At 55.2% G+C, this 23,487-nt stretch carries 19 protein-coding genes; 3 read left to right on the forward strand and 16 right to left on the reverse strand.

Translation table 11 applies throughout. From position 1 onward, the window contains the following. The first annotated feature begins 113 nt into the window (after positions 1 to 113). Positions 114 to 1,832, forward strand: a complete 1,719-nt coding sequence (locus tag MYS68_RS19380; protein WP_248927425.1) for a phosphodiester glycosidase family protein — start codon at positions 114 to 116, stop codon at positions 1,830 to 1,832. A gap of 68 nt (positions 1,833 to 1,900) precedes the next feature. On the opposite strand, the gene MYS68_RS19385 is transcribed toward MYS68_RS19380, so the two are convergent. Continuing rightward, entirely contained in the window at positions 1,901 to 4,903 is a 3,003-nt protein-coding gene (locus tag MYS68_RS19385) for a hybrid sensor histidine kinase/response regulator (RefSeq protein ID WP_248927426.1), read from the reverse strand. 213 nt (positions 4,904 to 5,116) lie between these two features. Further along, the gene (gene hemL / locus MYS68_RS19390; RefSeq protein WP_248927427.1) at positions 5,117 to 6,415 is read right to left on the reverse strand and encodes a glutamate-1-semialdehyde 2,1-aminomutase; all 1,299 of its coding nucleotides are present in this window, start codon (positions 6,413 to 6,415) and stop codon (positions 5,117 to 5,119) included. A 113-nt stretch (positions 6,416 to 6,528) separates the two neighbouring features. On the opposite strand from hemL, the gene MYS68_RS19395 reads away from it, so the two are divergent. Next, positions 6,529 to 7,191, forward strand: coding sequence for a Crp/Fnr family transcriptional regulator (locus MYS68_RS19395; protein ID WP_248927428.1), 663 nt, complete (start codon positions 6,529 to 6,531; stop codon positions 7,189 to 7,191). A 58-nt stretch (positions 7,192 to 7,249) separates the two neighbouring features. Here the strand turns inward: MYS68_RS19395 and hemH are convergent, their stop codons facing one another. Both hemH and hemE read right to left on the reverse strand, forming a co-directional pair. Next, the gene (gene hemH / locus MYS68_RS19400) at positions 7,250 to 8,185 is read right to left on the reverse strand and encodes a ferrochelatase (protein WP_248930955.1); all 936 of its coding nucleotides are present in this window, start codon (positions 8,183 to 8,185) and stop codon (positions 7,250 to 7,252) included. A 3-nt stretch (positions 8,186 to 8,188) separates the two neighbouring features. After that, complete coding sequence (gene hemE / locus MYS68_RS19405; RefSeq protein WP_248927429.1) at positions 8,189 to 9,265, reverse strand: uroporphyrinogen decarboxylase; 1,077 nt, start codon at positions 9,263 to 9,265, stop codon at positions 8,189 to 8,191. A gap of 590 nt (positions 9,266 to 9,855) precedes the next feature. On the opposite strand from hemE, the gene MYS68_RS19410 reads away from it, so the two are divergent. Beyond that, complete coding sequence (locus MYS68_RS19410; protein ID WP_248927430.1) at positions 9,856 to 10,200, forward strand: hypothetical protein; 345 nt, start codon at positions 9,856 to 9,858, stop codon at positions 10,198 to 10,200. A 327-nt stretch (positions 10,201 to 10,527) separates the two neighbouring features. On the opposite strand, the gene hemB is transcribed toward MYS68_RS19410, so the two are convergent. The 12 genes from hemB to lon form a co-directional block, all read right to left on the reverse strand. Continuing rightward, positions 10,528 to 11,520, reverse strand: coding sequence for a porphobilinogen synthase (hemB, locus tag MYS68_RS19415; protein WP_248927431.1), 993 nt, complete (start codon positions 11,518 to 11,520; stop codon positions 10,528 to 10,530). 9 nt (positions 11,521 to 11,529) lie between these two features. Then, positions 11,530 to 13,062, reverse strand: coding sequence for a uroporphyrinogen-III C-methyltransferase (gene cobA, locus MYS68_RS19420; RefSeq protein WP_248927432.1), 1,533 nt, complete (start codon positions 13,060 to 13,062; stop codon positions 11,530 to 11,532). Between the two features lie 7 nt (positions 13,063 to 13,069). Next, complete coding sequence (gene hemC, locus MYS68_RS19425; protein ID WP_248927433.1) at positions 13,070 to 14,002, reverse strand: hydroxymethylbilane synthase; 933 nt, start codon at positions 14,000 to 14,002, stop codon at positions 13,070 to 13,072. Beyond that, complete coding sequence (locus MYS68_RS19430; RefSeq protein ID WP_248927434.1) at positions 13,987 to 14,700, reverse strand: precorrin-2 dehydrogenase/sirohydrochlorin ferrochelatase family protein; 714 nt, start codon at positions 14,698 to 14,700, stop codon at positions 13,987 to 13,989. The genes hemC and MYS68_RS19430 overlap by 16 nt, the downstream gene beginning before the upstream one ends. 5 nt (positions 14,701 to 14,705) lie before the next feature. After that, the gene (gene ccsA / locus MYS68_RS19435) at positions 14,706 to 15,527 is read right to left on the reverse strand and encodes a cytochrome c biogenesis protein CcsA (RefSeq protein WP_248927435.1); all 822 of its coding nucleotides are present in this window, start codon (positions 15,525 to 15,527) and stop codon (positions 14,706 to 14,708) included. Positions 15,528 to 15,545: 18 nt separating this feature from the next. Then, positions 15,546 to 16,952, reverse strand: a complete 1,407-nt coding sequence (hemA, locus tag MYS68_RS19440) for a glutamyl-tRNA reductase (RefSeq protein ID WP_248927436.1) — start codon at positions 16,950 to 16,952, stop codon at positions 15,546 to 15,548. Between the two features lie 513 nt (positions 16,953 to 17,465). Next, a complete protein-coding gene (locus MYS68_RS19445) occupies positions 17,466 to 17,996 on the reverse strand; it encodes an S-adenosylmethionine decarboxylase (protein ID WP_248927437.1) in 531 nt (176 codons plus the stop codon). Between the two features lie 114 nt (positions 17,997 to 18,110). Next, a complete protein-coding gene (speD, locus tag MYS68_RS19450; protein ID WP_248927438.1) occupies positions 18,111 to 18,512 on the reverse strand; it encodes an adenosylmethionine decarboxylase in 402 nt (133 codons plus the stop codon). 265 nt (positions 18,513 to 18,777) lie between these two features. After that, positions 18,778 to 19,380: a Uma2 family endonuclease gene (locus tag MYS68_RS19455; RefSeq protein ID WP_248927439.1), complete on the reverse strand. Its 603-nt coding sequence runs from the start codon at positions 19,378 to 19,380 to the stop codon at positions 18,778 to 18,780. A gap of 116 nt (positions 19,381 to 19,496) precedes the next feature. Next, complete coding sequence (locus MYS68_RS19460) at positions 19,497 to 20,084, reverse strand: non-ribosomal peptide synthetase module (protein WP_248927440.1); 588 nt, start codon at positions 20,082 to 20,084, stop codon at positions 19,497 to 19,499. Positions 20,085 to 20,403: 319 nt separating this feature from the next. Beyond that, entirely contained in the window at positions 20,404 to 21,051 is a 648-nt protein-coding gene (gene yihA, locus MYS68_RS19465; RefSeq protein WP_248927441.1) for a ribosome biogenesis GTP-binding protein YihA/YsxC, read from the reverse strand. Between the two features lie 49 nt (positions 21,052 to 21,100). Then, positions 21,101 to 23,431 carry an endopeptidase La gene (gene lon / locus MYS68_RS19470; RefSeq protein WP_248927442.1) on the reverse strand — a complete coding sequence of 777 codons (2,331 nt, stop codon included), beginning with the start codon at positions 23,429 to 23,431 and terminating at the stop codon, positions 21,101 to 21,103. Positions 23,432 to 23,487: the final 56 nt, after the last annotated feature.

Consider the following 23,487-nt stretch of genomic DNA (forward strand, 5'->3'; position numbering starts at 1 on the left):
GATGCAAATGGCATAATCTTATAGGTCCGTTCCATTCTCGCAGACTACTAAATCAAATCTACATGTGCTAGAATTAAGGATAGTGCTATTTTTTCAAGTGGGAGAGGAATCCATTGAGTACGGCAATTGAATTTTTACAATCGACAAAAAACCTGTTCCGCCATTGGAGCTGGTTCAAAAAGCTGCTATGGATCGTATCGGTTTTGACGTTTTTGACGTCGAGCTTTCTATTTTTAACCCCGAGCGGGGCAAACATTCGCGAGTTTTTGGCCGAGACCGTCATCTCGACGCAGCACCGCGACTGGGCGTGGATATTCGTGGGCGCGGAACAGCGGGATTACATGGTCCGCAAGCTGCAGGCATCTTACGATTTGGCGGCGGCGGAGAAGCAGGATCTCGGAATGATCCAGATTGCAGGCAAAAACAAAAACCGCAAAAACCGCACGATCGACGAGCTGATCAAGGTCGAAGACATCTCCGGCCCGTTCTGGAAAGGGAAAAAGATGTACGTCTACGATCCTACGACGATCAAAATCATGACCCCGTCGAAGCCGGGCGAAGGCGAAAAAATTTCGTCCATGGTGCAGCGGACCGGCGCGGTAGCCGGCGTCAATGCCGGCGGCTTCGTCGATCCGGACGGACTTGGCAACGGCTTTGCGCCAATCGGCCCCATTATCGCCGGCGGCGATGTGATCTATACCGACCAGGACGGAAGCGTGCCGCAGCATACTGTCGGTTTTACGAAGGAAGGTACGCTGGTTATCGGCAAGTATGATATATTCCAGCTGCGCGAACTGGGCGTCTCGGAGGCGGCTATGTTTTACCCCCGCGTCATTGCCAACGGCAAACCGCTCATCACAAGCGGCGACGGCGGCTGGGGCCGCGGACCGCGGACCGCGGTCGGACAAAAGGCCGACGGAACGGTCATCTTCGTCGTCGTCGACGGCCGGCAGGCTCACAGCGTAGGCGCGACGCTCAAAGAGATTCAGGACCTGCTGCTGGAGGAAGGCTGCATTAACGCCGGATTTTTGGACGGCGGCGCATCGTCCGAGCTCGTCGTGAACGGCGATGTGGTTACCAAGCCTTCCAGCCGCTACGGCGAACGCCGTCTGCCTTCGGCATTCCTCGTCTACGATCATCCGGAAGATGTGCATGCGCCGCGGGTATGGGACAACGTCACGAAAATCGATCCGGGCGGTGCCTATGACCATCCGGATTTCCTGAGGGAACAAGCGCAGCTTAAAGCCAACCAGGCGAAAAACCCGCCGGCGGCAAAAAACGATACGCCGGCAGGGGAAAAGCCGGAATCGTCCGGTGCGAAGACGGAGGCTCCCGGCAAAACCGAGACGCCGAAAAGCGGCGAGAACGGCACCGGGACGAAGCCGGGAGAAACCGGCGGCGCGGCGAAGCCGGGCGGCGCTTCCGAGCCGAAGGGCGGCGAGCCCGCCGGCTCGGGCAGCAAACCCGCCGCCGGGACGACCGGCGGGACAGCTTCGCCTGAGCCGACGAAGCCGGCTCAGGGAGGCGCTCCTGCCGGCGGCGGCAGTGGCGCCCAGGCTCCGGCCGGGCAGCCGGCAGGCAGCGGCGGGACCGGCACCGGCGCGGCAGGCGGAACGGCCGCGCCGAACAGCGGCGGCGCGGGGACGCTGCCGTCGTCGATCGGGCCGGGCAGCCCGCCGCCGAGCGGCGGGACAAGCAGCGGCGCTGGAGCACCGGCGGCAGGCGCGCAGCCGACGCCCGCCCCGACGTCGACGCCTGCCCCTACGCCTACGCCGAAGCCGGACGCGCAAGCACAAACGCAGACGCAGCAGCAGCCAAAAACGACACCGTAGTTTTTGATACATAAAAACCCGCTTCTTGTTCACAGACCAAGAAGCGGGTTTTTCTTTTTGCAGCCCCGTTATACTCCGCCTTTCTTTACCCGGAACTTGACTGTCGTACCTTGACCGGCAATGCTGGCGATATCCAGCCCGCGGCCATAAATCTGGCGAAGACGACGGTTTGTGTTTCGCAGCCCGATGCCGACGGACGGGTCGGGCTGATCCTGCAGCACCAGATGCAGTATTTTTCCGTCAAAGCCGACGCCATCGTCCGACACCCGGATGTCGACGCAATCGCCGCTTTCCTCCGCCGCAATGCGCACGGTTCCTCCGCGATTCCGTTTCATAATGCCGTGGCGCACGCCGTTCTCCACCAACGTCTGGATTGATAGCGGAGGAACCGGAGCGGTCAGCAGCCGGTCGGGGATGTCCCATTGCACGCGAAGCCGTTCGCCGAATCGCTCCTGCTCTATGAACAAATAGGCGCGCACCAATTCCAGCTCCTGCTTTAGCGGCACTAATCGCTCGGAATTGCGGAAGTTGAAGCTTGCCCGCAGGTAATCGCCGAACACAGAAAGCAATGCCCGCATCCGCATCGTATCGATTTCGCTCAACGCGGCGATCGAGTTGAGCGTATTGAACAAAAAATGCGGTTGAACCTGCGCTTGCAGCAGGGCCGCCTCGAGGCGCACCCGTTCCGAAGTCGTGAACTTCAGCTCGGTCAGCGCCCGTACCCGATGCAGCAGCTCCAAACCATCGGCCGGTTTGGTTACATAATCGTTGGCCCCGGCTTGAAAGCCAGCCTCGATATCTTCAGGATGACTGCGAGCCGTCAAGAGGAGCACCGGCAGTTCGGACATCGCAAAGCGCAGCCGAATCGCACGAGTCAACTCATAGCCGGACATCCCGGGCATCATAACGTCCGCTACGACCAAATCCCACTCCTTCTCGTCGATAAGCCTAAGCGCCTCGTTAGCCGAATTGGCTGCATATATCTGGTAACGATCCCGCGGCAGCATCTCTTTCAAAATGTGCAAATTGACAGGATCGTCGTCCACAATAAGCACCTTTTGTTTTCCGGCTCTGACCTGGGCCGCCGGGGCAGTCCTTGCAGCATCCGGCGCTGCCTTTACGGCGTGATGCTCCAAGTGCATCTTACCTGAATCGGCTGCATCGAATATCGGGGTCGGCCTCGAAATGGGTGCCGGCGCTAAAGGCAGTGCCAGCCTGAAGATAGAACCTTTTCCCGGTTCGGACACGGCCTCAAGCGTCCCGCCGTGCAGCTCGGCAAGCTGTCTGCTGATGCTCAGCCCAAGTCCGAGCCCGCCTTGCACGGCCGAATCCGCCTGTTCGTACGGCTCGAATATCCGCTGCAGCATCTCCCGATCCATGCCGATCCCGGTGTCTTCCACTTCCAGCACCGCAATCTCCCCGCGAACGAATCCCCTGATGACGACATGGCCCTGCGACGTAAACTTGACTGCATTGTGGAGCAGATTGAATAAAATTTGCATCATCCTGTTTTCATCCGCCAATACCGGAGGGAACGATTCGGGAATTTCGCCCCGCAGCTCGATCGATTTGCCTTCCGTCATAAACCTGATCATATCGAAGGCGCCGTCTACGGCGGCTTGTACCTGTACGGCTTGCAAATGCAGCTTCAGCCCTTTGTGCTGCAGCCGTTCCATGTCCAAGAGATCGTTAAGCAGCATGGACATTCGTTTTCCGACCGTCACCAGCAGTCCAAGCCGTTCCCGGACGTCGGGAGAGACGCTTTCCTGCTCCAGCACGCTCCGTGCAATATTGATCATCCCATGCAGCGGATTGCGAAGTTCATGGGAAGTATTCGCGAGAAAATCGTTTTTCTGCTTGTCGGCTTTTTGCAATTCGGATGCCAATCGTACCGTCTGCTGCAAATTCCGAAAATACATTCTGAGCCAGTAGCAAACAAAGGCAACGAACGCAACGATAAAATCGATCGGATAGAAATGTACGGAACGAAACACCAAGCTGAAACTGTTCAGGACGCCCCAAATCATGTTCGCGGTCAAGCCGACAAAAGCGAGCCATAAAAAAATCGCAGCACCGTCAAGCCGCATCGTGGCGCGCAGTGTGAGCACCGGCATATAGACGGTGCCTGCAAGCAGCAGAGGGATCGAGTACAGGTCAACCCAGGATACATAAACCGTAGGCATTAACGCGACCGCGACCGTCAAGCATAACACCGCGCTGCCGAAGTAGCGATGCCAGGGCCGCTTCTCCAGCGTCGGATACAGCTGTTTGATGAAAATGAGCAGCAGGGCGGTTGCCCAAAGATAACTTAATGTATAAAGTCTGAAGCTGATGCCGTACGGCAGATTCAGCCATGCGACCAGCAGCTTGTCATCGGTGACAAGAACCGAAAGACCGATGCAGATCATCATCAGCGCCAGCGTGAACAGCGCCCGCTGCCGGACACCCATCATAAATAAAACGGCTGCATACACCACATGAATCATCAGGAAAAAACAGACGAGCAGCTGCATCGCAATCGAAAACCGTTTGTGACTCATCACCACGTCTTCGATTCCAAACTGAATCGATTGGAGCAGTCCGCCACCCACTTTATTGACGAAATTGGCGACGTGAACGATGATCTCCACTTCGGAACGGTCAGCCATAAAAGTGACATTATACGGAGTCTCGTTAGCGACGGTATCTTCCGCCGTCTTCCCAGGCATGCCTGCCGCTCCGAGCCTCGTTCCATCCACAAACAACTCCGATGCGGACATCGTAGGTGGCATCGCGATGGTCAGCCGCTTCCCGACCATTGAATCGTCTAGCAGTATGCGCAGCCTGTAGCTCCCATATCCGGTCACCTGCCCGGGATCGGCGAAAAGGCCTCCCCATGAACCCGGCAGGACGGCGGAAACGCCGTCCGTTTGCGCAGCTTCGTTCCCCGGCTGCATCAGGAAACTTTGCGGAAAAAACTTCCATTCGCCCTCCAAAAGTACCGGACGGCTCCATGTCGCACCGCGAAGATCAAGCATTCCCTGTGTCGCTATAGCCCGGACGGGCGGCGAGCCGGCAAATATCCACGTCATCCGTATCCCGGCTAAAAACAAAATAAATATAACAGTAACGGTTAGTATTCGTCTTATGTTCATAATTAAGAATTATTCGACAAGCTTCGCTATAGTCCTTTATGGATATATTTGGTTTATCCGCGCACTTTACGGGTCAACAGAAAAAAAACCATGCCTATTCAACAGGCATGGGTTTCTATCAGGAATTTTGCCGCGGCTCCGTTTCGCTTTCTACAAGCTCTTCAGCGCTTCATAATGCGCTTCGATCGTGCGGTCGATCAGCTCATCCGTATGTGCCGTCGACACGAACATCCCTTCAAACTGCGACGGCGCGATCGATACGCCCCAATCGAGCAATGCGGCAAAGTAGCGGTTGAACTTCTGCAGATCGGATTGCTTGGCCGTTTCGTAGTCGACCACCTGCCGGTCCGTGAAAAACGGGCAGATCATCGAACCGACGCGGTTGATCGTGCTCGGCACGCCGAGCTCCTTCGCGTTTTTCGCAAAACCCGCCTCGAGCCGCGCCGACAGGCGTTCGAGCTCCTCGTAAACGCCCGGGCGGCCCAGCAGCTGCAGCGTCGTGTAGCCGCCCGCCATTGCCAGCGGGTTGCCGGACAGCGTGCCGGCTTGGTAAATCGGGCCGCTCGGCGCGATCATTTCCATGATCTCGCGTTTGCCGCCGTAAGCGCCTACCGGCAGGCCGCCGCCGATCACTTTGCCGAGGCAGGTGAGATCCGGCGTAATGCCGTACAGCCCCTGCGCGCAGTTCAAACCGACGCGGAAGCCGGTCATCACCTCGTCGAAAATAAGCAGGCTGCCATAGCGCTGCGTAATGTCGCGAAGCCCCTGCAGGAAGCCGGGCCCCGGCGGAACGACGCCCATGTTGCCGGCCACCGGCTCCACGATGACCGCGGCGATCTCTTCGCCAAAACGTTCGAAGGCAAGCTTCACCGACTCCAGATCGTTATAAGGCACCGTAATCGTATTAACCGCTATGCTTTCCGGCACCCCCGGGCTGTCGGGAAGTCCGAGCGTCGCTACGCCCGATCCGGCCTTGATCAGCAGCGAATCGGCATGCCCGTGGTAGCAGCCTTCGAACTTGACGATTTTGCTGCGCTTCGTATAGCCGCGGGCCAGGCGCAGCGCGCTCATCGTCGCTTCGGTGCCGGAGTTGACCATCCGTACCACTTCGACGGACGGCACCCGCTCGATGACGAGCTTCGCCATCAGCGTCTCCAGCTCGGTCGGCGCGCCGAAGCTGGTCCCCTTTTCCATCGTCTTGCGCAGCGCTTCCAGCACCTCCGGGTGCGCATGGCCGACGATCAGCGGTCCCCACGAGCCGATGTAATCGATGTACGAGTTTCCGTCGATGTCGTAAACGATAGCTCCTTCTCCCCGCTCCATGAAAAGGGGAGTGAGTCCGACCGATTTGAACGCCCGAACGGGACTGTTAACCCCACCCGGAATATACTTCTTCGCTTCGGCAAATGCGTTGGCCGATTTTGCGTCCGCCCTCTGTTTTTTTTCCATAAAACCAACCCTCCCGGCACATTGTCATTACTAAAAATTCACTTGTAATACGATAGCAAACAGATATATAATAAGTCGGACTACGGATAGTTTCAGAGAAACGAGGAGAGGCCATGATTGAATATTTGACAAAGGTTTCGTTGTTTTCCAAGCTGAACGAAGCCCAGTTGACAGCCATCGCCGACATTTGCACGAAAAAATCGTTTAAAGCCGGGACCGTTCTTTTTAACGAAAAAGAACCGGGCAACACGTTTTACGTCGTTTTCTCCGGCTCCGTCAAAATATATACGAGATCGAACTCCGGAGAAGAAAAAATATTGTCCTTGTTCAAATCCGGAGACAGCTTCGGAGAGCTGTCGCTGATCGACGGCAAACCCCGCTCGGCTTCCGCTCAAACGTTGGAGGACAGCGTGCTCATCGCGCTAACGGCCCCCAACTTTCTCGAGCTGTGCAAGGATCATTTCGATATCAGCCTGTGCATCATGCAGGAGCTTTGCCAGCGGCTCAGGGACACGAACCAGCACGTGTACGATTTGACCTTCCTCGATGCCCGGACCCGCGTAATCAAAAACCTGATCAAGCTCGCGAACAAAAACGGCATCCGCCAAGGCAATCTGATCCTTATCCGCATGATGCTGAATTACGACGAACTTTCGCAAATGGCCGGCGTGCAGAAGCCGATTCTGATGCAGGTAATGCGCGATTTGAACGAAAAGCAGATTTTGACATTTCAGGGCCAGGAAATGCGGCTCGATTTAACGATGCTGAGAGGTTGAACATACCCGTAAACGAAAAGTCCGGGCGTCTCCGAAAAGGAGCGCCCTTTTTTTTCTATTATCCGGCTCTCTCAATCTGCGCATGCACTACATCCGCAAGTGTCTCCATGTACAGAGGATCGGTGTTAAGCGACTCCGTTCTTTCCAGATGCATGCCGAGCTCCCTGGCGAGCGCCTGCGCTTCGATATCGATGTCGTAGAGCACTTCCAAATGATCGGAAACAAATCCGACCGGACAGATCAGCGCATTTTCGACCTGCTCCTCCTTGCGGATTTTTTCCAATATGTCGAGTATATCCGGGCCGAGCCAAGGCGTCGCCGTCTTGCCGGCGCTTTGCCAGCCGAACTGCCAGTTCGTTACGCCGGTCTTTTCGGCAACCGCCCTGGACGTAGCGAGCAGCTGATCCGGGTACGGGTCCTTCATTTGCAAAATCTGCTCGGGCAAGCTGTGCGCGGTAAAAATGACGCGAACTTTGTCCCGCGGCACACCCTCGAATTTGCCGAGCGCTTTGTTGACCCGGATGGTGAGCGCCTCGATCAGCTTCGGATGCAGCTCGTAGCTTTTCACAAAGGTGATTTTAAGCCCCAATTCGTCCGCTTTCTCCTGGGCCCGCTTGATGTAGCCGCCGACGCTCATCACCGAGTAATGAGGTGCCAGCACGACGCCTACCGCCTCGTTTATGCCGTCGCTGACGATTTGCTGCACTCCGTCTTCGATGAACGGGGACGCGTGCTTCAGCCCCTGGTAGCAAACAAACTCAATGTCCGGATAGGTCCGGTTTAACGTTTCTTCAAGTGCGGCTACCTGCTTGTTCGTATTTTCTCTCAGCGGGAAAAAACCGCCGACAATCGCCTCATACCGGCTTGTCAGTTCATGAAGCTGTTCCGCCGTAGGCGGATGGCCGCGGCGAATATGCGTGTAGTATGCCTCCACCTGATCCAGGCTTTCCGGAGTACCGTACGACATGACGAGCACGCCGATGCGACGCTTCACCATTTATACACCACTTCTTTCTTTTTGATTCCAGCTTTGCCGGGCAAGCGCGTCCTTGGAATATTCGTGAATGAACGAGGTCAGCTCCTTCAGCTTGTCCAAGGAAGCCTCCGGAAACAAGCCGTGTCCCAGGTTGAAAATAAATCCCGGCTGCCGGACGCCCTCGTCGATAATCGCCTTTGCCTGCTGCTCGATCACATTCATCGGTGCGGTAAGCACGTACGGATCGAGGTTGCCCTGAACGGCGAACTTGCCTCCGGTCCTGCGGAGGCCTTCCGATATGGAGACTCGCCAGTCAAGACCGATGACATCGGCCTGGATGCGGCTAAGGTACGGCAGCAGTTCTCCCGAGCTGACGCCCGGGAAATAAATTTTCGGCTGCGGCAAATCGGCCAGCCCTTCGAAGATACGGGTGATCGTCGGCAGCACGTATTTTTCAAAATCGTGCGGCGCCAGCGCCCCGACCCAGCTGTCGAACAGCTGCACCGCCTTCGCTCCGGCAGCGATATGCGATCTGAGGTACGTGATGACCATGTCGCCGAGCTTATCCATCAGCGCAAACCACACTTCCGGCTCGCTGTACATCATCGTTTTCGTACGGATGTAGCTTTTCGACGGTCTGCCTTCGATCAAGTAGCTGGCGATCGTAAACGGCGCCCCGGCAAACGTGATAAGCGGCACTTTCAGCTCGCGCACCAAAATCTCGATCGTTTTGATAATATGGCTTAAATCCTTTTCGACGTTAATCGGCTGAAGTGCGGCTACATCTTTGGCCGTTAGGATCGGATTCTCGATTACAGGACCGACATTTTTGACGATGTCGAATTTCACGCCGAGCGATGCCACCGGATTCATGATGTCGGAGTACAAAATCGCCGCATCGACCCCGAGCTTTTTCACCGGCATCATCGTCACTTCGGCGGCAAGTTCGGGCTGCTCGCAAATTTCGAGCAAGCTGTATTTTTCTTTGATTTTGCGGTATTCCGGGTCGTACCGTCCCGCTTGCCTCATGTACCAGACGGGCAGCGTGTCAACCTGATCTTTTTTGCAAGCGCGAAGGAAAGTATCGTTATAATTCATTCGAGCATACGCCTCATTTCCGTATATTCCCTCAAGTTCTACTCCTCATTATGCCCTACTTTTTCCGGCGCAACAACCGACTTGCTGTGATACATATCGACAAATGTATGACAGTTGGGCGGTATCCCCCTAAATCCCCCCACCGGGGGACCCCAGGCTTCCGTAGCCGGCTTTGCTCCGCAAAGCCCTTAAGGCGCTCGGGCGCAATGTTGTCAGGTTAACAGGCATGGACGAAATCAAGGGTTGAACCATATAAGAGCGAGCGACACTAGGAACGTTATTCCTCGAAAATAAGTAGTTTATTGTTTATAAAAATAGCGGAACTCACGTTCGCTATTCTCGGAAAAAAGGGCGATTTGAAAAAATAGAGGAACTGAGATGCGCTAAATAGGTGAAAAATGGCTTGAGGAGTGGAGAAACAGACAAATAGCGCACCTGAGTTCCGCTAATTTCCAAAAATATCCGAAATCGACCCGATTAGCGAACCATAGTTCCGCTATGTTCCCGCCTAACCTGACAACATTGCGCTCGGGCGCCCTGGACCCGCCAGCAGTGAGGGGCTGCTCGCTGCTGGTTCGCGTTTGCCCGGCATGGATTTTTTGGCTTCGCCCAAAAAATCCATGCCGGGCACGCTTTACGTTGGCGCGATGCTCGGGGAGTCGCTGCGTGCCTCAAGCTCGCGTTTGCCCTGGATGGATTTTTTGGCTTCGCCCAAAAAATCCATCCAGGGCACGCTTTACGTTGGCGCGATGCTCGGGGAGTCGCTGCGTGCCTCAAGCTCGCGTTTGCCAGCCATGGTTTGCTCCCGCAAACCTATGGCTTACACGCTGTACTCTTGGCGCGACGCCGGGGGAAGGGAATGTGCCTCGTGCCCGCGTTTGTTGGCATCGATTTTGCTGAAGCAAAATCTGCTGCCGCCACGCTTCACTGTTTAAGTGCCGGCGATGACGTGCCTCCTCCTACACGCTAGGGGCCAGGCCCGGCGTCAACTATAAAGTTTCTCCGCCTTTATAAAACGAGGGGCTTTCCCATAAGCCGTTGTCATCACGGCTCGGGGGGACAGCCCCTTGCTTGTCGATTTTTAAAATGTTGCACATCTTATCGCTTTTGAAAATCTAACGGATCCAGGAGATGTTATCCGGCCGAAAGTCGCGTAAACGGATGATTATCGCCAAATAACGGCGCTGGCGTCCGTTACATTCGCTGTCCGCGCATTTGACGGGCAATAACGCCGCTGATGTCCGTTAGAGTGGTTGCCGGGCTTACCCTTTCAGCCAACGGGCAACGTCTTTGGCGAAATACGTGATGATCAAATCGGCGCCGGCGCGTTTGAAGCCGATCATCGTTTCCATCACGATCGACTGCTCGTTGATCCAGCCGTTTTGAGCGGCGGCCTTCACCATCGAATATTCGGCGCTGACGTTGTAGGCGACCAGCGGGAGATCGAAGTTTTCCTTGATCACGCGGATAACGTCCATGTAGGCGAGAGCCGGCTTGACCATCAGCATGTCGGCTCCTTCGACGACGTCGGCTTCCGCTTCACGGATCGCCTCGCGTACGTTGGCCGGGTCCATTTGGTACGTTTTGCGGTCGCCGAACTGCGGCGCCGAATGGGCGGCATCGCGGAACGGGCCGTAAAACGACGATGCATATTTGACTGAATAACTCATGATCGGCACGTTTTCAAGACCGGCCTCATCGAGCCCTTGGCGGATGGCATGAACGAAGCCGTCCATCATGTTGGACGGAGCGATAATATCCGCCCCCGCTTCCGCCTGGGATACGGCTGTTTTGACAAGCAGCTCGAGCGACTCGTCGTTGACGATATCCGCGCAGTTCCGGTGTTCGTCCACGTGTACGACGCCGCAATGGCCGTGATCGGTGAACTGGCACAAGCAGGTATCGGCGACAACGAGCAGGTTCGGATGCAGCTGCTTGATTTTGCGGGTGGCCTGCTGCACGATACCGTTCGGATCGTAAGCCGAGGAGCCTTTCGCATCTTTCGTCTCCGGCACGCCGAACAGGAGAATGGCCTGAATGCCCAATGCGACAACCTCGGCAAGCTCCTCCTCCAGCCTGTCGATGGAATAATGATAAACGCCGGGCATGGACGGAATTTCTTCTTTTACATTGGAACCGTGTGTGACAAACAGCGGATATATGAGATCATTTACCGACACCGACGTTTCCCGCACCAGGTTGCGAATGGCTTGCGAGCCGCGGAGTCTGCGGTTGCGAACGATTGGAAAACTCATGATTTCACCTTATTTCTGTTGGATTAAACTGTCGATCAGCGAACGAACCGTCGCTTCTTCAGCAATATAAGTTACGTTGAGCCCGGCTTCCTGCGCTGTTTGCGCGGTCACAGGACCGATGCAGGCGACTTCGCAGCCCTTGAGCAGCTCAAGCGGCTGCTCCACGCCGAGGTCGCCAAGAACCTTCAGCAAATTCGTTACGGTCGAAGAGCTGGTAAAAGTAACGATGCGAATCGCCCTGTTTTGAAGCATGTCGATCACTTCCGCTCCGCCGTCGTGACAAACGACATTTTCATAAATGTCGATTTCCGTCACCTCGAGGCCGAGCTCCTTCAGTCGTTTGGGCAACTCCTCGCGGGCGATATCGGCCGTCGGCAGCAGCACCCGCTGACCTGCCTTAAGTTCCGTCTGAATCGTTTCGAACAGCGTTTCCGCTTGAAACTTCGCCGGCAGCATATCGATCATCAAGCCCCGGCTTTCAAGTGCCGCCGCCGTCTTCGGACCGACCGCGGCGATCCGTGCGTTCGCCAGTGCCCTGATGTCGATCTTAAGTTCCTTCAGCCTTTGGAAAAAATACTCGACGCCGTTTGCGCTCGTAAACATGACCCAGTCGAATTCAGGCAGCCGGCCGAGCGCCTCGTCACGCTCCCGTTGGGCCTGCTCGCCCGAGGGCGGCTGAAGCCGGATAACCGGAAATTCGACCGCTTCGCCGCCCAGCTCGTCGATCATCGCGACAAGGTCGCTCGATTGGCTTCGCGCGCGGGTGACGAGCACCCGCTTGCCGAACAGCGGCTTTTTCTCGAACCAGGCGAGCTTATCTCTGAGCTGCACCACTTTGCCGACGATGGTGACGGCCGGAGATTGGAAGTTCGCCGCGCGCACTTTTTCCAAAATATCCGCTAAAGTGCCCGTGATCGTCTCCTGCTCCATCCAGGTGCCCCAGCGAATAAGCGCAACCGGGGTATCGGGCGGTTTGCCCCATTTGAGCAGCTCGCTGCAGATCGTTTCCAGGTTCGCCACACCCATCAGGAAAATCAGCGTGCCCGAAGCGCCGGCCAAATTTTCGTAGTTGACGCTGGTGTAAGTTTTGTTTTTATATTCATGACCGGTTACGATCGAAAATGATGACGTAAAGTCGCGGTGCGTAACGGGAATGCCGGCATAAGCCGGTACCGCGATCGCCGACGTAATTCCCGGCACGATTTCGAACGGGATGCCGTGCTCGGCCAGCAGTTCGGCCTCTTCCCCGACCCGCCCGAACACGCTCGGATCGCCGCCCTTCAGGCGGGTGACGGTTTTGCCTTGCAGCGCGAGATCGACCAGCAGCCGGTTGATCTCCTCCTGCTTCATCATATGTTTATCGGGCAGCTTGCCGACAAAAATTTTCTCGGCTCCCGGTTTAAGGTGCGCGAGCAGTCTCGGGCTGGCCAAACGGTCATACACGATGACGTCGCAGCGCCGGATGGCCTCAAGCCCTTTTATGGTAATCAGCTTCGGGTCTCCCGGCCCGGCTCCTACCAAATAAACGGTCCCCTTGTTCACCGCAGCATCATCCCCTTACCTCGGCAAGCAGTTCGGAGGCGCCTTGTTCAATCAGCTTGTCCGCCAAATCTTTGCCGAGCTTGTCCGGATCGGTTCCGGCAAAAGTCTCCTTCAGCATCTGTTTGCCGTCCGGCGAGCCGACCATGCCGGTAAGCCGAATCGTTGCGCCGTCTTCCTGCACGGTGGCGAAGGCGCCTATCGGCACCTGGCAGCCGCCGTTCAGGCGGCCGAGGAAGCTTCGCTCCGCGGATGCGGCCAGCACGGTCGGCGGGTCGTTATAGAGTGCGAGCAGATCGCGCACGAATTTGTCATCGCCGCGGCACTCGACAGCGAGGGCCCCTTGGCCGACCGCCGGCAGGCAGACATCAGTCGGCAAATAAACGGAGATGCGGTCCTGCCAGCCGATCCGGTGCAGCCCGGCGGCGGCGAGCAGGATCGCGTCGAAGCCTTCGGCTTCGAGCTTGCGCAGCCGCGAATCGATGTTGCCGCGCACCGGCTCGATGCGCAGATCGGGCCGGGCGTGCTGCAGCTGGCAGCTGCGGCGCAGACTGCTTGTCCCGACGAGCGCGCCCTGCGGCAGCTCGTCCAGGCCCTTGCCGTTTTTCGAGATGATGCAATCGCGCGCATCCTCGCGGACCGGCACGGCGCCGATCACGAGCCCTTCGGGAAGCTCGGCAGGCATATCTTTCATGCTGTGCACCGCGAAATCGATTTCCCCATCCAGCATCGCCTGTTCGATTTCCTTGACAAAAAGACCTTTGCCCCCAACCTTGGACAAGGTCACATCCAAAATACGATCGCCTTTGGTGACGATTTTTTTTATCTCAAATTCGCAGTCGATTCCGTGCTCCTTGCAAAGCATCTTCAAATGATCGACCACTTGTCCCGTCTGAGTCAAGGCAAGCGCGCTTTGCCGCGTTCCTACTACGAGTTTGCGCATGCCGACACCTCCTTAAGCCATTGTGCTATGTATTCAAATCTGTCTAAATCCGGCTGTTCGCCAACCAACTCGACAAGACGGCCGCGAATTTCTTCCAGCTTCCCTGCGCGGATAACCGGCAGCAGCTCCCAATCGAGCATCGCCCGGGACAGCTTCTGGCGTGTTTTTGTATCCGCAAGCTTATCCTGCACCAGCTCTCGCAGCTCCTCGAGCAGGTCGATGTAAGCCGCATATTCTTCGCCGTATTCCTGCTCGAGCCGCTGCCGGATGCGGGCCGAAACGCCCGGGCTCGCACCCGACGTGGAGACGGCGATCGTCAGCTTTCCTCTGCGAAGCGAGGACGGCACGATAAAGCTGCTTTTTTCCGGCTGGTCCGCCACGTTCACCCACCTGCCGAGCGAAACGGCATCCTCCGCCACCCGGCGGTTGACCGCCGCCTGGTCCGTTGCCGCCAGCACAAGCATCGCCTGCTCCACGAGCCTGCGGTGCTGCGCCGCGTACGGCTCCCGGATGAACTCGATGCGCCCTTCCGCCGCCCACATTTCCAGCTGAGGGGTACCGGAGGGACTGATGACGGACACCCTCGCCTCCGCTTCGAGCAGCGAGCCGATCTTCCGCTCGGCGACAGCTCCGCCGCCGACAACGACGCATAATTTGCCCCGTACATCGGCCATCATGGAGTAATACGGTCCCGCCATCCTGTTCAGCTCCATTGATGAAATTCGGAAAAGTTGGAAACGATAAAATTAAGCACGACAATGGCAAAAGCCGCCAAATTCCATCTAGCTAATTTATTCCCCGGTGTGCGCATCCCCAGACGTTGAAACAAATAAAAAATATATGCGGCGAGCACAAACCACGAGTTCACGACCTTAGGGTCATAAAGCAGTCTCATGTCGCCCTCGAGCACGATCCATACCACTCCCAAAGCAAGCGCGAGCAGCAGGAGCGGCGCACCTACGATAACGGAAAAATACGCGTAACGGTCCGTATTTTCGAGGCTGGGTAAGCGGCGCACAACCTGGGTGAACTGCTTCTCCTTAAGCTTTCGGTGTAAAAACAGATGCATCCCGGAAAATACCGCCGCGATCGCAAATGCCGCATAGCTGGCGATCGCCATCGTAATGTGGATAAACAGCAGCTCGTCGTTGATTTTCCACGACCCCAAGGTCGGAGACACGTTCGGATTGCTGAAAAAGTTAAGCGCCAGCACGGAAAACCCGATCACGTTTATCAAAAAGACGAACAATTCGATGCGGAAAAACCGGTTGACGACAAGCGATACGGTGACCAGAAACCAGGACAGCAAAAACAGCGATTCGAACACCGAAAAAGCGCTCAGACCCGGATGAGAAACCAGACTCATGATCAAGTACACCGTCTGCAATCCCCAAACAAAAGAAAGCAACCCTGTCCCCATCCGTTTCGCTTCCCGGTTCGTATGCGCGAAATCCGAAAAGTAAAACAGCAGGCTCAGGGCATATATATAAATAATGGCATCGTACATCCAGCTCTTTGTGATCATGGCACCACTCCTGAAGGCTTAATTTCTCGCCCAGGCATCGGCCGCCCGTACGGATACTTGGCCATGCATTTCCTCTTTGCGGAAGGACGCGGCTTCGGCGGCCGCCAGCTTCTTGGCCAATTGCTCCCGCCTCGCTTGCTCGGCTTGCTTCTCCTCGAGCACTTCCTCCAGCGCGAAAATTTTCGTAAACATCTCCAGCGCTTCGTCCCCATGACGTTCCGCCGCCATTTCCTTAATCCGCACGATCGGATCGCGCAGCATCTGGTTGACGATGCTTTTCGTCAGTTTGCGGATGACTTTGATCTCCCGCTCGTTCAGCTCGGGCAGCTTGTTGAGCAAGCTTTCCATCGTCTGCTCGTGCACCAGGTTCGCTTTTTCCTGCAAAGCCTGGATGACGGGACTTACGCCGAGCGTTTTTTTCCACTGCTCGAAAGCGGCTATTTCATCTTGAATCATCGCTTCGATCTTCTCCGCTTCCTTGCGGCGTTCCAGCAAGTTGTTGTTTACAATCGACTGCAGGTCGTCAATATCGTATAAAAATACGTTCGGCAGCTCTCCCAGTCCCGGGTCCAAATCCCGCGGCACCGCAATATCGATCATAAACAGCGGCCGCGATTTGCGTTTCTGCAAAATCGGTGCCAGCTGCCCGCGGGTGAGCACAAGATCCGCCGCTCCCGTCGAGCTGATGACGATATCCGCTTCCTCCAAAAATGCCGGCAGCTGCTCCATCGAGCCGGCTGCGCCGTTAAACTTCCCGGCCAGCTCCTGCGCTCTCTGCAGCGTCCTGTTCGCTACGATGACTTTGGCCGCTCCATTGCCGTATAGATGCTTGACGGTCAGCTCGCTCATTTTGCCCGCGCCGATAATGAGCACCGTCTTGCCTTCATAGCTGCCGAAAATCCTCTTCCCGAGCTCTACGGCCGCGTAGCTGACCGATACCGGGTTTTCTCCGATCGACGTTTCGGAATGGGCCCGCTTCGCCATGGTCACCGCCTGCTTGAACAGCGTGTTGAACATGATCCCGGTCGTCCCCTGCTCCTGTGCAAGCAAAAACGCATCCTTGACCTGGCCCAAAATTTGCGTCTCCCCGATGACCATCGAATCGAGTCCGCTCGTCACGCGCAGCAAATGCTCGATCGCCGCATCGTTTTCGTAAATGTACAAATGATTGCTGAACTTGTCCCGCGGCAGCCTGAACCATTTTTCCATGAAGCCGCGAATGTAATGCCCGCATACGTGCTCGCGGTCGACTACGCAGTACAGCTCCGTCCGGTTGCAGGTGCCCACGATGACACACTCCATGATGCTGTTCGTTTGCTTAAGCTCCCGCAGCGCCTGGGGCAAATCGGACGGCGCAAACGCAAACTTTTCCCTGATTTCCACTGGCGCCGTACGATAGTTTAAGCCGACTACGACGATGTGCATGTGGTTCACCTGCCTTCCCATTTTCAAAGTTGTTTTCATTATAGCACAGATTGACAAGTTTCTTCGACAAAATCTTTGAACAAAATTTGAAGACGTACGAATAACTGTTTAGCCGGCTTCACGCACTTTTGTTCTTAACGCTACCTGCTATTTTCTTCAAGTTTCCATCCTTTCATACCATTCCTATGCAAATGGGTCATAAGCGGCCCCTTGAGTTCGCTCTCTCGCACACACAGCTCATACTCCCCTCCACGCTCCGTCCGCTACGTAAAGCGAGTCCGCCTCCAGCTTTGCGTAAGCAAAGCAGAGACGGACTTTCGCGGGCTTGCGGCACTCTCCACCTCTACGCTCCGTCCGCCTACGTAAAGCGAGTCCGCCTCCAGCTTTGCGTAAGCAAAGTAGAGAAGGACTTTCGCGGGCTTGCGGCACACATGAGCTCCACCGGTGGCGGGTCCAGGGCGCAGCGCCTGGAGTCCCCCTTCCAGGGGGATTTAGGGGGTCGTAGGCAAGGGGTTAAGGGCTCCTCTTCCTAATGGCCTCTCCAATCGCCTTATCCGCCTTTTCCAGCCGCTTGTTTTGCGAGCCGATGATTTCATCCCCGGAGGACATTAGCTTGCTGTAGGCGTCGTACAGCTCGGCAAACTGCTTGTGCACTTCCTGCAGCGTTTGTACCTCCTCCGATTTGAGCGGCCGCTGTCCGCCGATTTGCAGCCGCGTAACGTACTGCAGCAGCTGATTCAAAGACGGCAGCGCCGACAGCTCTTTTTCCCCCACGGCCAAAACCAGATGCTCGTGAGCATACTGCGCCGAATAAAGCACCTGCTTCATTTCGTTCAAAGCCGACGTATTTTGCGCCCCGGCCGCATCGTTCAAAAATCCGCCAAGCAGCTCCATCTGAAAGAGCGATACTTGATAAAGCAGCTTCGTCGCGTCCTGCTTCCCTTCTCCGCCTCCGAGCATCTCCGTTATATGATAAACCGGCCAAACAATGAATAAAGCCAGCAGTACATACATCCAAAGCTTGCGGGTGCGTCTTTTCCCCATACCGGCTCCCTCCCCGTAACCAGCCCCCAAACCTTCCTTTCAACATTGTATGGGACAAAGCCAAAACAAATAACCACGGCATATTGCGCCGTGGTTAAATGAAAAGCGTTTATATTACTTTACCAGCTGAGCCAGTTTCATTTCCGGTGTTTCTACCTTCAGCTCGCCCATGCCCCGTACCAATTTTTTCGCATGAACGACTTCAGGCTTCAAAACGGATACCAAGTAATCGATCGCCAGCTGTGGATCTACCGTTTCTCCGCAGGTGTAGCAATCAAGTGCCGCGAACCCTTTCTCAGGATACGTATGAATGGAGAGATGGCTTTCCGACAATAATACAAGAACTGTTGCTCCTTGAGGCTCGAACTGCTTCGACTGCACTGACATAACCGTTGCTCCGCATACTTCCGCAGCTTCTACCATTTGCGCTTGTAACCATTCAGCGTTGTTCAGGAGATCGAAGTCGACTCCCCAAGTATCAACTGCTACGTGTCTTCCGAAAGTTGAGTATTCCATCTTTCGGCTCCCCCTTCCCAGGAATAAAATTTGTGGAAAATTTCATCCGCTAGGACCTACGTCATTCACTTCCCGAGGGAATAATCTCTCGCAACATTCAATGTCCTGAGTGAATCCTGGTTCCTATTGATTTTCAACGAAAATAAAAATAACATCTATTGACCAGAATTGCAATACTTTTTTTTGGGCAGGGTGTATTTCCCTTATAAAACCGCCGCACAATGCACAACATATGACGAATGCTTGCCATGTGTTCCAGCACAAGTTAAGATTCGTCGGGCAAGTCGGGAACCTCCTTCATGACCTCATTCATTGTAAAAAGCACACAGGGCAGCCGCTTGGAACGCACTTGATCGTCCCCTGCATAAACCTCGTGCAGCTCGTAGCGCCCATCCTGGAGCACATACTGCTCGAGCGTCTCGTTATTCGGGTCAACGATCCAATACTCGGGAATGCCGAATGCGGCATAAGAGCGAAGTTTGCCGAGCCGGTCGCGGCGCAAGGTCGATGGGGACATCACTTCAACGACGAGATCAGGCGGTCCGATAATCCGTTTGCGGGTGGCTACGTTCAAGCGGGAACGGTGGATCATCACGATATCCGGCACTCTGACCTCATAATCCGAGATCACTACGTCAACAGGGCCTTGCACAATGATGTAATCCTGCCTGCAGGAATCGTTCATTTTTAGATCCACTGCGCGAATGACAAGCCGATGTTTGAACTCAGGGCTCGCCAGCATCTCCAACCTGCCTTCCACCAGCTCGTAAAGCCGCCCGTCGTCCGGCAATGCCGCATACTCCGCATAAGTCATTGGTTCTTCTTTAACGTGCTCCGCCTTTTTTTCGCGCTTATCTTTGTCCGCCATCTTTAACATCACCTCTTTACAATTGTAAACAAATCGTCACATATCCGCAAAGCTGTTCCGCACAAAAAAGAACCCTTCGCAAAAGCAAAGAGTTCTTCTCTCACAATTTATATAAGTTAAGCCTCCAGCACGAACAGCCGATGCGTAAGCGCCTTTAAGCGGCCGTCGATGTGCCGGCGAATTTCCGTTTCCGTCATGCTGTTCCGCAAATCGAGCAAGCCGTCGATCTGCTCCTGAATCATGCCGATTTCCTGTTCCACGGCATCCTTTTGGAACAGCTGCTGCAGTTCTCCTGCGGTATCCCGATATTCGTAAATCACTTTTTGCCCGGTGTCTCTCATTTCCGTAATTTTAACCACGGTTCCGCGTTCGTATTGATAGACCATCGTGTACGAAGAGTAAATGCGGTGCACGATCGCGCTTCCTTTGAAGGATGATACGGCCTTGCGCATCAGATTGACCAGATTCATATTCGTAATCCGGCAGGAACCTTGCAGCACGTAATAATTCCATTTCCGTTCGAACGAGAGGATCACGTCTTGACCCGCGTCGTCTTGAAGTACCACCTCATGATTTCCGTTTTCCAGCACTTTGACCTGGAGCGAAGCTTGATGGTTCACAAACATTTGAATAAACTCGGCGAACTGCTCTTCCGTTAGTTGCATGCGGGTTTTGACATATTCAGTCGCTAACCTCATTGCCATAAAAATCCCTCGATTCATTGTTTTCAAACCATGACGCTTTATACTTTCCGCTTATTCTAATCACATTATACTACATAATCCGTTAATAATCCTCCTCACGATTTCATTGAATTCAGGGGAAAACCTGTAAAATCCGCGATTTCGGCATCGGGAGATGCATCTGATCCTTAAAAAACTCCGAATCCCTGCGTAAGTTCTGCGTTTCCCTACCGTAGACGACAAATTGGACAAGCGCTTTCACTGCTGCTAATCCCCCAAAAGTGCCGCCAGCCTTCAAGCCTATTCCGTGCTTAAACAAAAAAATCCGAAGTTCCCGTAATTAAAGAACTTCGGATTTCTCCGCGCTTGTGTCCGGTGCCGGCGGCTCTGTCTCCTGCCCGCCCCAGCCGATATGTTGCTCGATAATGCTCCATAATTCGTCTTTTCCTTGCCCCGTTTCGGAAGAAAAAAGCACGATCGGCTCGGATTTGTCCATGCCGAGTCCTTCGCGGATAATTTTCAAGTGCTTCTGCCACTGGCCGCGCGAAATTTTGTCCGCCTTGGTCGTGACGACACATACCGGAATACCGTTCGCCCTCAGCCATTCGTGCATGCTTTGGTCGTCCTTCGTCGGAGGATGGCGCAGGTCAATGATATGCAGCAGCAGCTTCAAATATTCCCGCTTCAAAATATACTGCTCGATGAATTTGCCCCATTTGGCGCGCTCCGTTTTCGATACCTGGGCATAGCCGTAGCCGGGCAAATCGACGAAATATAAGTCCTGATTGATTTTGTAATAGTTCAGCTGCTGGGTTTTTCCCGGCTTCGAGCTGGTCCGCGCCAAATTTTTGCGGCTAATCATCCGATTGATCAGCGACGATTTGCCCACATTGGAACGCCCTGCCAGAGCGATCTCCGGCAAGGCGTCCGCAGGATATTGAGCGGGACCAACCGCGCTGATAATAAATTCAGCCTGATTGACCTTCATATCGTTTTTCCACACTTTCCCAAAATAAGCTGGTTTGCATCATTAATTTCTAAACCTGAACGGGTTTCACCAGCGCATGCTGGAGCACTTCGTCCATATGGGACACCGGAAAGAAATTGATCTCGCGGCGCACGCTCTCCGGAATTTCCTCGATATCCTTTTCATTGTCCTTGGGCAAAAGAACCGTGCGGATCCCGGCGCGATGAGCAGCGAGCGTTTTTTCCTTGAGACCGCCGATCGGCAAAACCCTGCCGCGCAGCGTAATTTCTCCGGTCATCGCGACCTGCTTCGATACCGGAATGTTCGTCAGCGCGGAAATAAGCGCCGTCGCCATCGTGATCCCGGCCGAAGGACCGTCCTTCGGAATAGCCCCTTCCGGAATGTGGATGTGGATGTCGAATTTTTCATGGAAGTCCGGCTGTATATTCAGCTGCTCAACACGGGATCTCGTATAGCTGAAAGCGGCCTGCGCCGATTCCTTCATGACGTCGCCGAGCTTGCCGGTCAGCGTCAGCTTGCCGTTCCCCGGCATCACTGTCACCTCGATAACCATCGTTTCGCCGCCGACCTCCGTCCAGGCAAGCCCTGTTACGGCGCCCACCTGGTCGCGCTCCTCGGCCACGCCGAAGCGGAACTTTGCCGGTCCAAGGTAATCCTTCAGGTTGGCCGGGTGAATATGCACCGCGGAGCTTCCGGCCACGATTTCCTTGGCAGCTTTACGGCACAGGGAAGCGATTTGCTGCTCCAGGTTTCGCACGCCAGCCTCGCGGGTATACTCGCGAACAACGCGCATGAGCGTCTGTTCGTCGATGTGAAGCTGACCGTCCTCAAGCCCGTGATCGCGCTTCTGCTTCGGCAGCAAATATTTTTTCGCGATTTCGAGCTTCTCGATTTCCGTATACCCCGGAATGTACAGCACTTCCATCCGGTCGAGCAGCGGTCGCGGAATGTTGTGTATGGCATTGGCGGTCGTCACGAACATCACGTTCGATAAATCAAACGGAACTTCTATGAAATGATCGCTAAAAGTGCTGTTCTGCTCCGGATCGAGCACCTCGAGCAGCGCCGAAGCCGGGTCGCCGCGGAAGTCCATCGCCATCTTGTCGATTTCGTCGAGCAAAAACACCGGATTGTTCGAGCCGGCGTTTTTCATCCCCTGGATGATCCGGCCCGGCATAGCGCCGACATACGTGCGGCGATGTCCGCGGATTTCCGCTTCGTCTCTGACGCCGCCAAGCGAGATGCGAATAAACTCGCGTCCGAGCGAACGAGCGATCGACCGCGCGATCGACGTTTTACCGACGCCGGGAGGCCCTACGAGACAGAGAATCGGCCCTTTCAGCTTTTTCACCAGCTTTTGCACGGCCAAATATTCGAGTACGCGCTCCTTCGGCTTCTCCAGGCCGAAATGATCCTCGTCCAAAATTTCTTCGGCTTTCTTGATGTCCAGGTCGTCTTCCGTCTGCTTCGACCACGGCAGCGTCAGCAGCCAGTCGATATAGTTGCGAATGACGCCGCCTTCCGCAGAAGTGGCCGGCATCTTTTCCAGTCGGTCGATCTCCTTCTCGATCTTCTCCCGTACTTTGTCCGGCACGCCCGCTTCCGCAAGCTGATTACGCAGCTCCTCGACTTCGCCTGCGCGGCCTTCCTTGTCGCCAAGTTCCTTCTGGATCGCCTTCATTTGCTCGCGAAGGTAATATTCCTTCTGCGTCTTCTCCATCTGCTTCTTGACGCGCTGGCTGATCTTGCGCTCAAGCTCCAGCACCTCGCGCTCGTTGTTCAAAATGTTAAGCAGCTTCTCCAGCCGTTCCTTCACATCGACGGTTTCGAGAATTTCCTGCTTGTCTTTGATTTTGAGCGAGAGATGGCTGCAGATAACGTCGGCGAGCCGTCCGGGCTCGTCGATATCGGACACCGCGGCGAGCGTCTCCGGCGTCACCTTTTTCGACAGGTTGATGTAGTGCTCGAATTGGTTCAGCACCGTTCGCATCAAGGCGTCGATCTCCGGATCGGTCGTCTCCTGCTCCGGCAGTTCTTTCACCATCACTTCGTAATACGTGTCGTTCGGAAGAAAATCGGTCACTTCCGCGCGCACGACACCTTCGACCAACACCCGAATCGTTCCGTTCGGCAGCTTGAGCATTTGCCTTACTTTCGCGATCGTCCCGATACGGTAAATATCCTCGGTTGTCGGTTCCTCTATATTAATCTCGGATTGCGAGCAGAGAAGGATCATACTGTCTTCCACCATGGCCTTCTCCAAAGCCTTGACCGATTTTTCGCGGCCTACGTCCAAATGGAGCACCATGCTGGGATATACGAGCAGCCCTCTCAAAGGCAGCAAAGGCAGCCTCCGCAGCTTTGGTTTGTTAGGTCCCATTGTCAGCACCTCCGTTTGACTTCCCACTGCTGTAGTTAACATTTTATCAAACTCAG

The sequence above is a fragment of the Paenibacillus hamazuiensis genome, assembly GCF_023276405.1.
GTDB classification, from domain to species: domain Bacteria; phylum Bacillota; class Bacilli; order Paenibacillales; family NBRC-103111; genus Paenibacillus_AF; species Paenibacillus_AF hamazuiensis.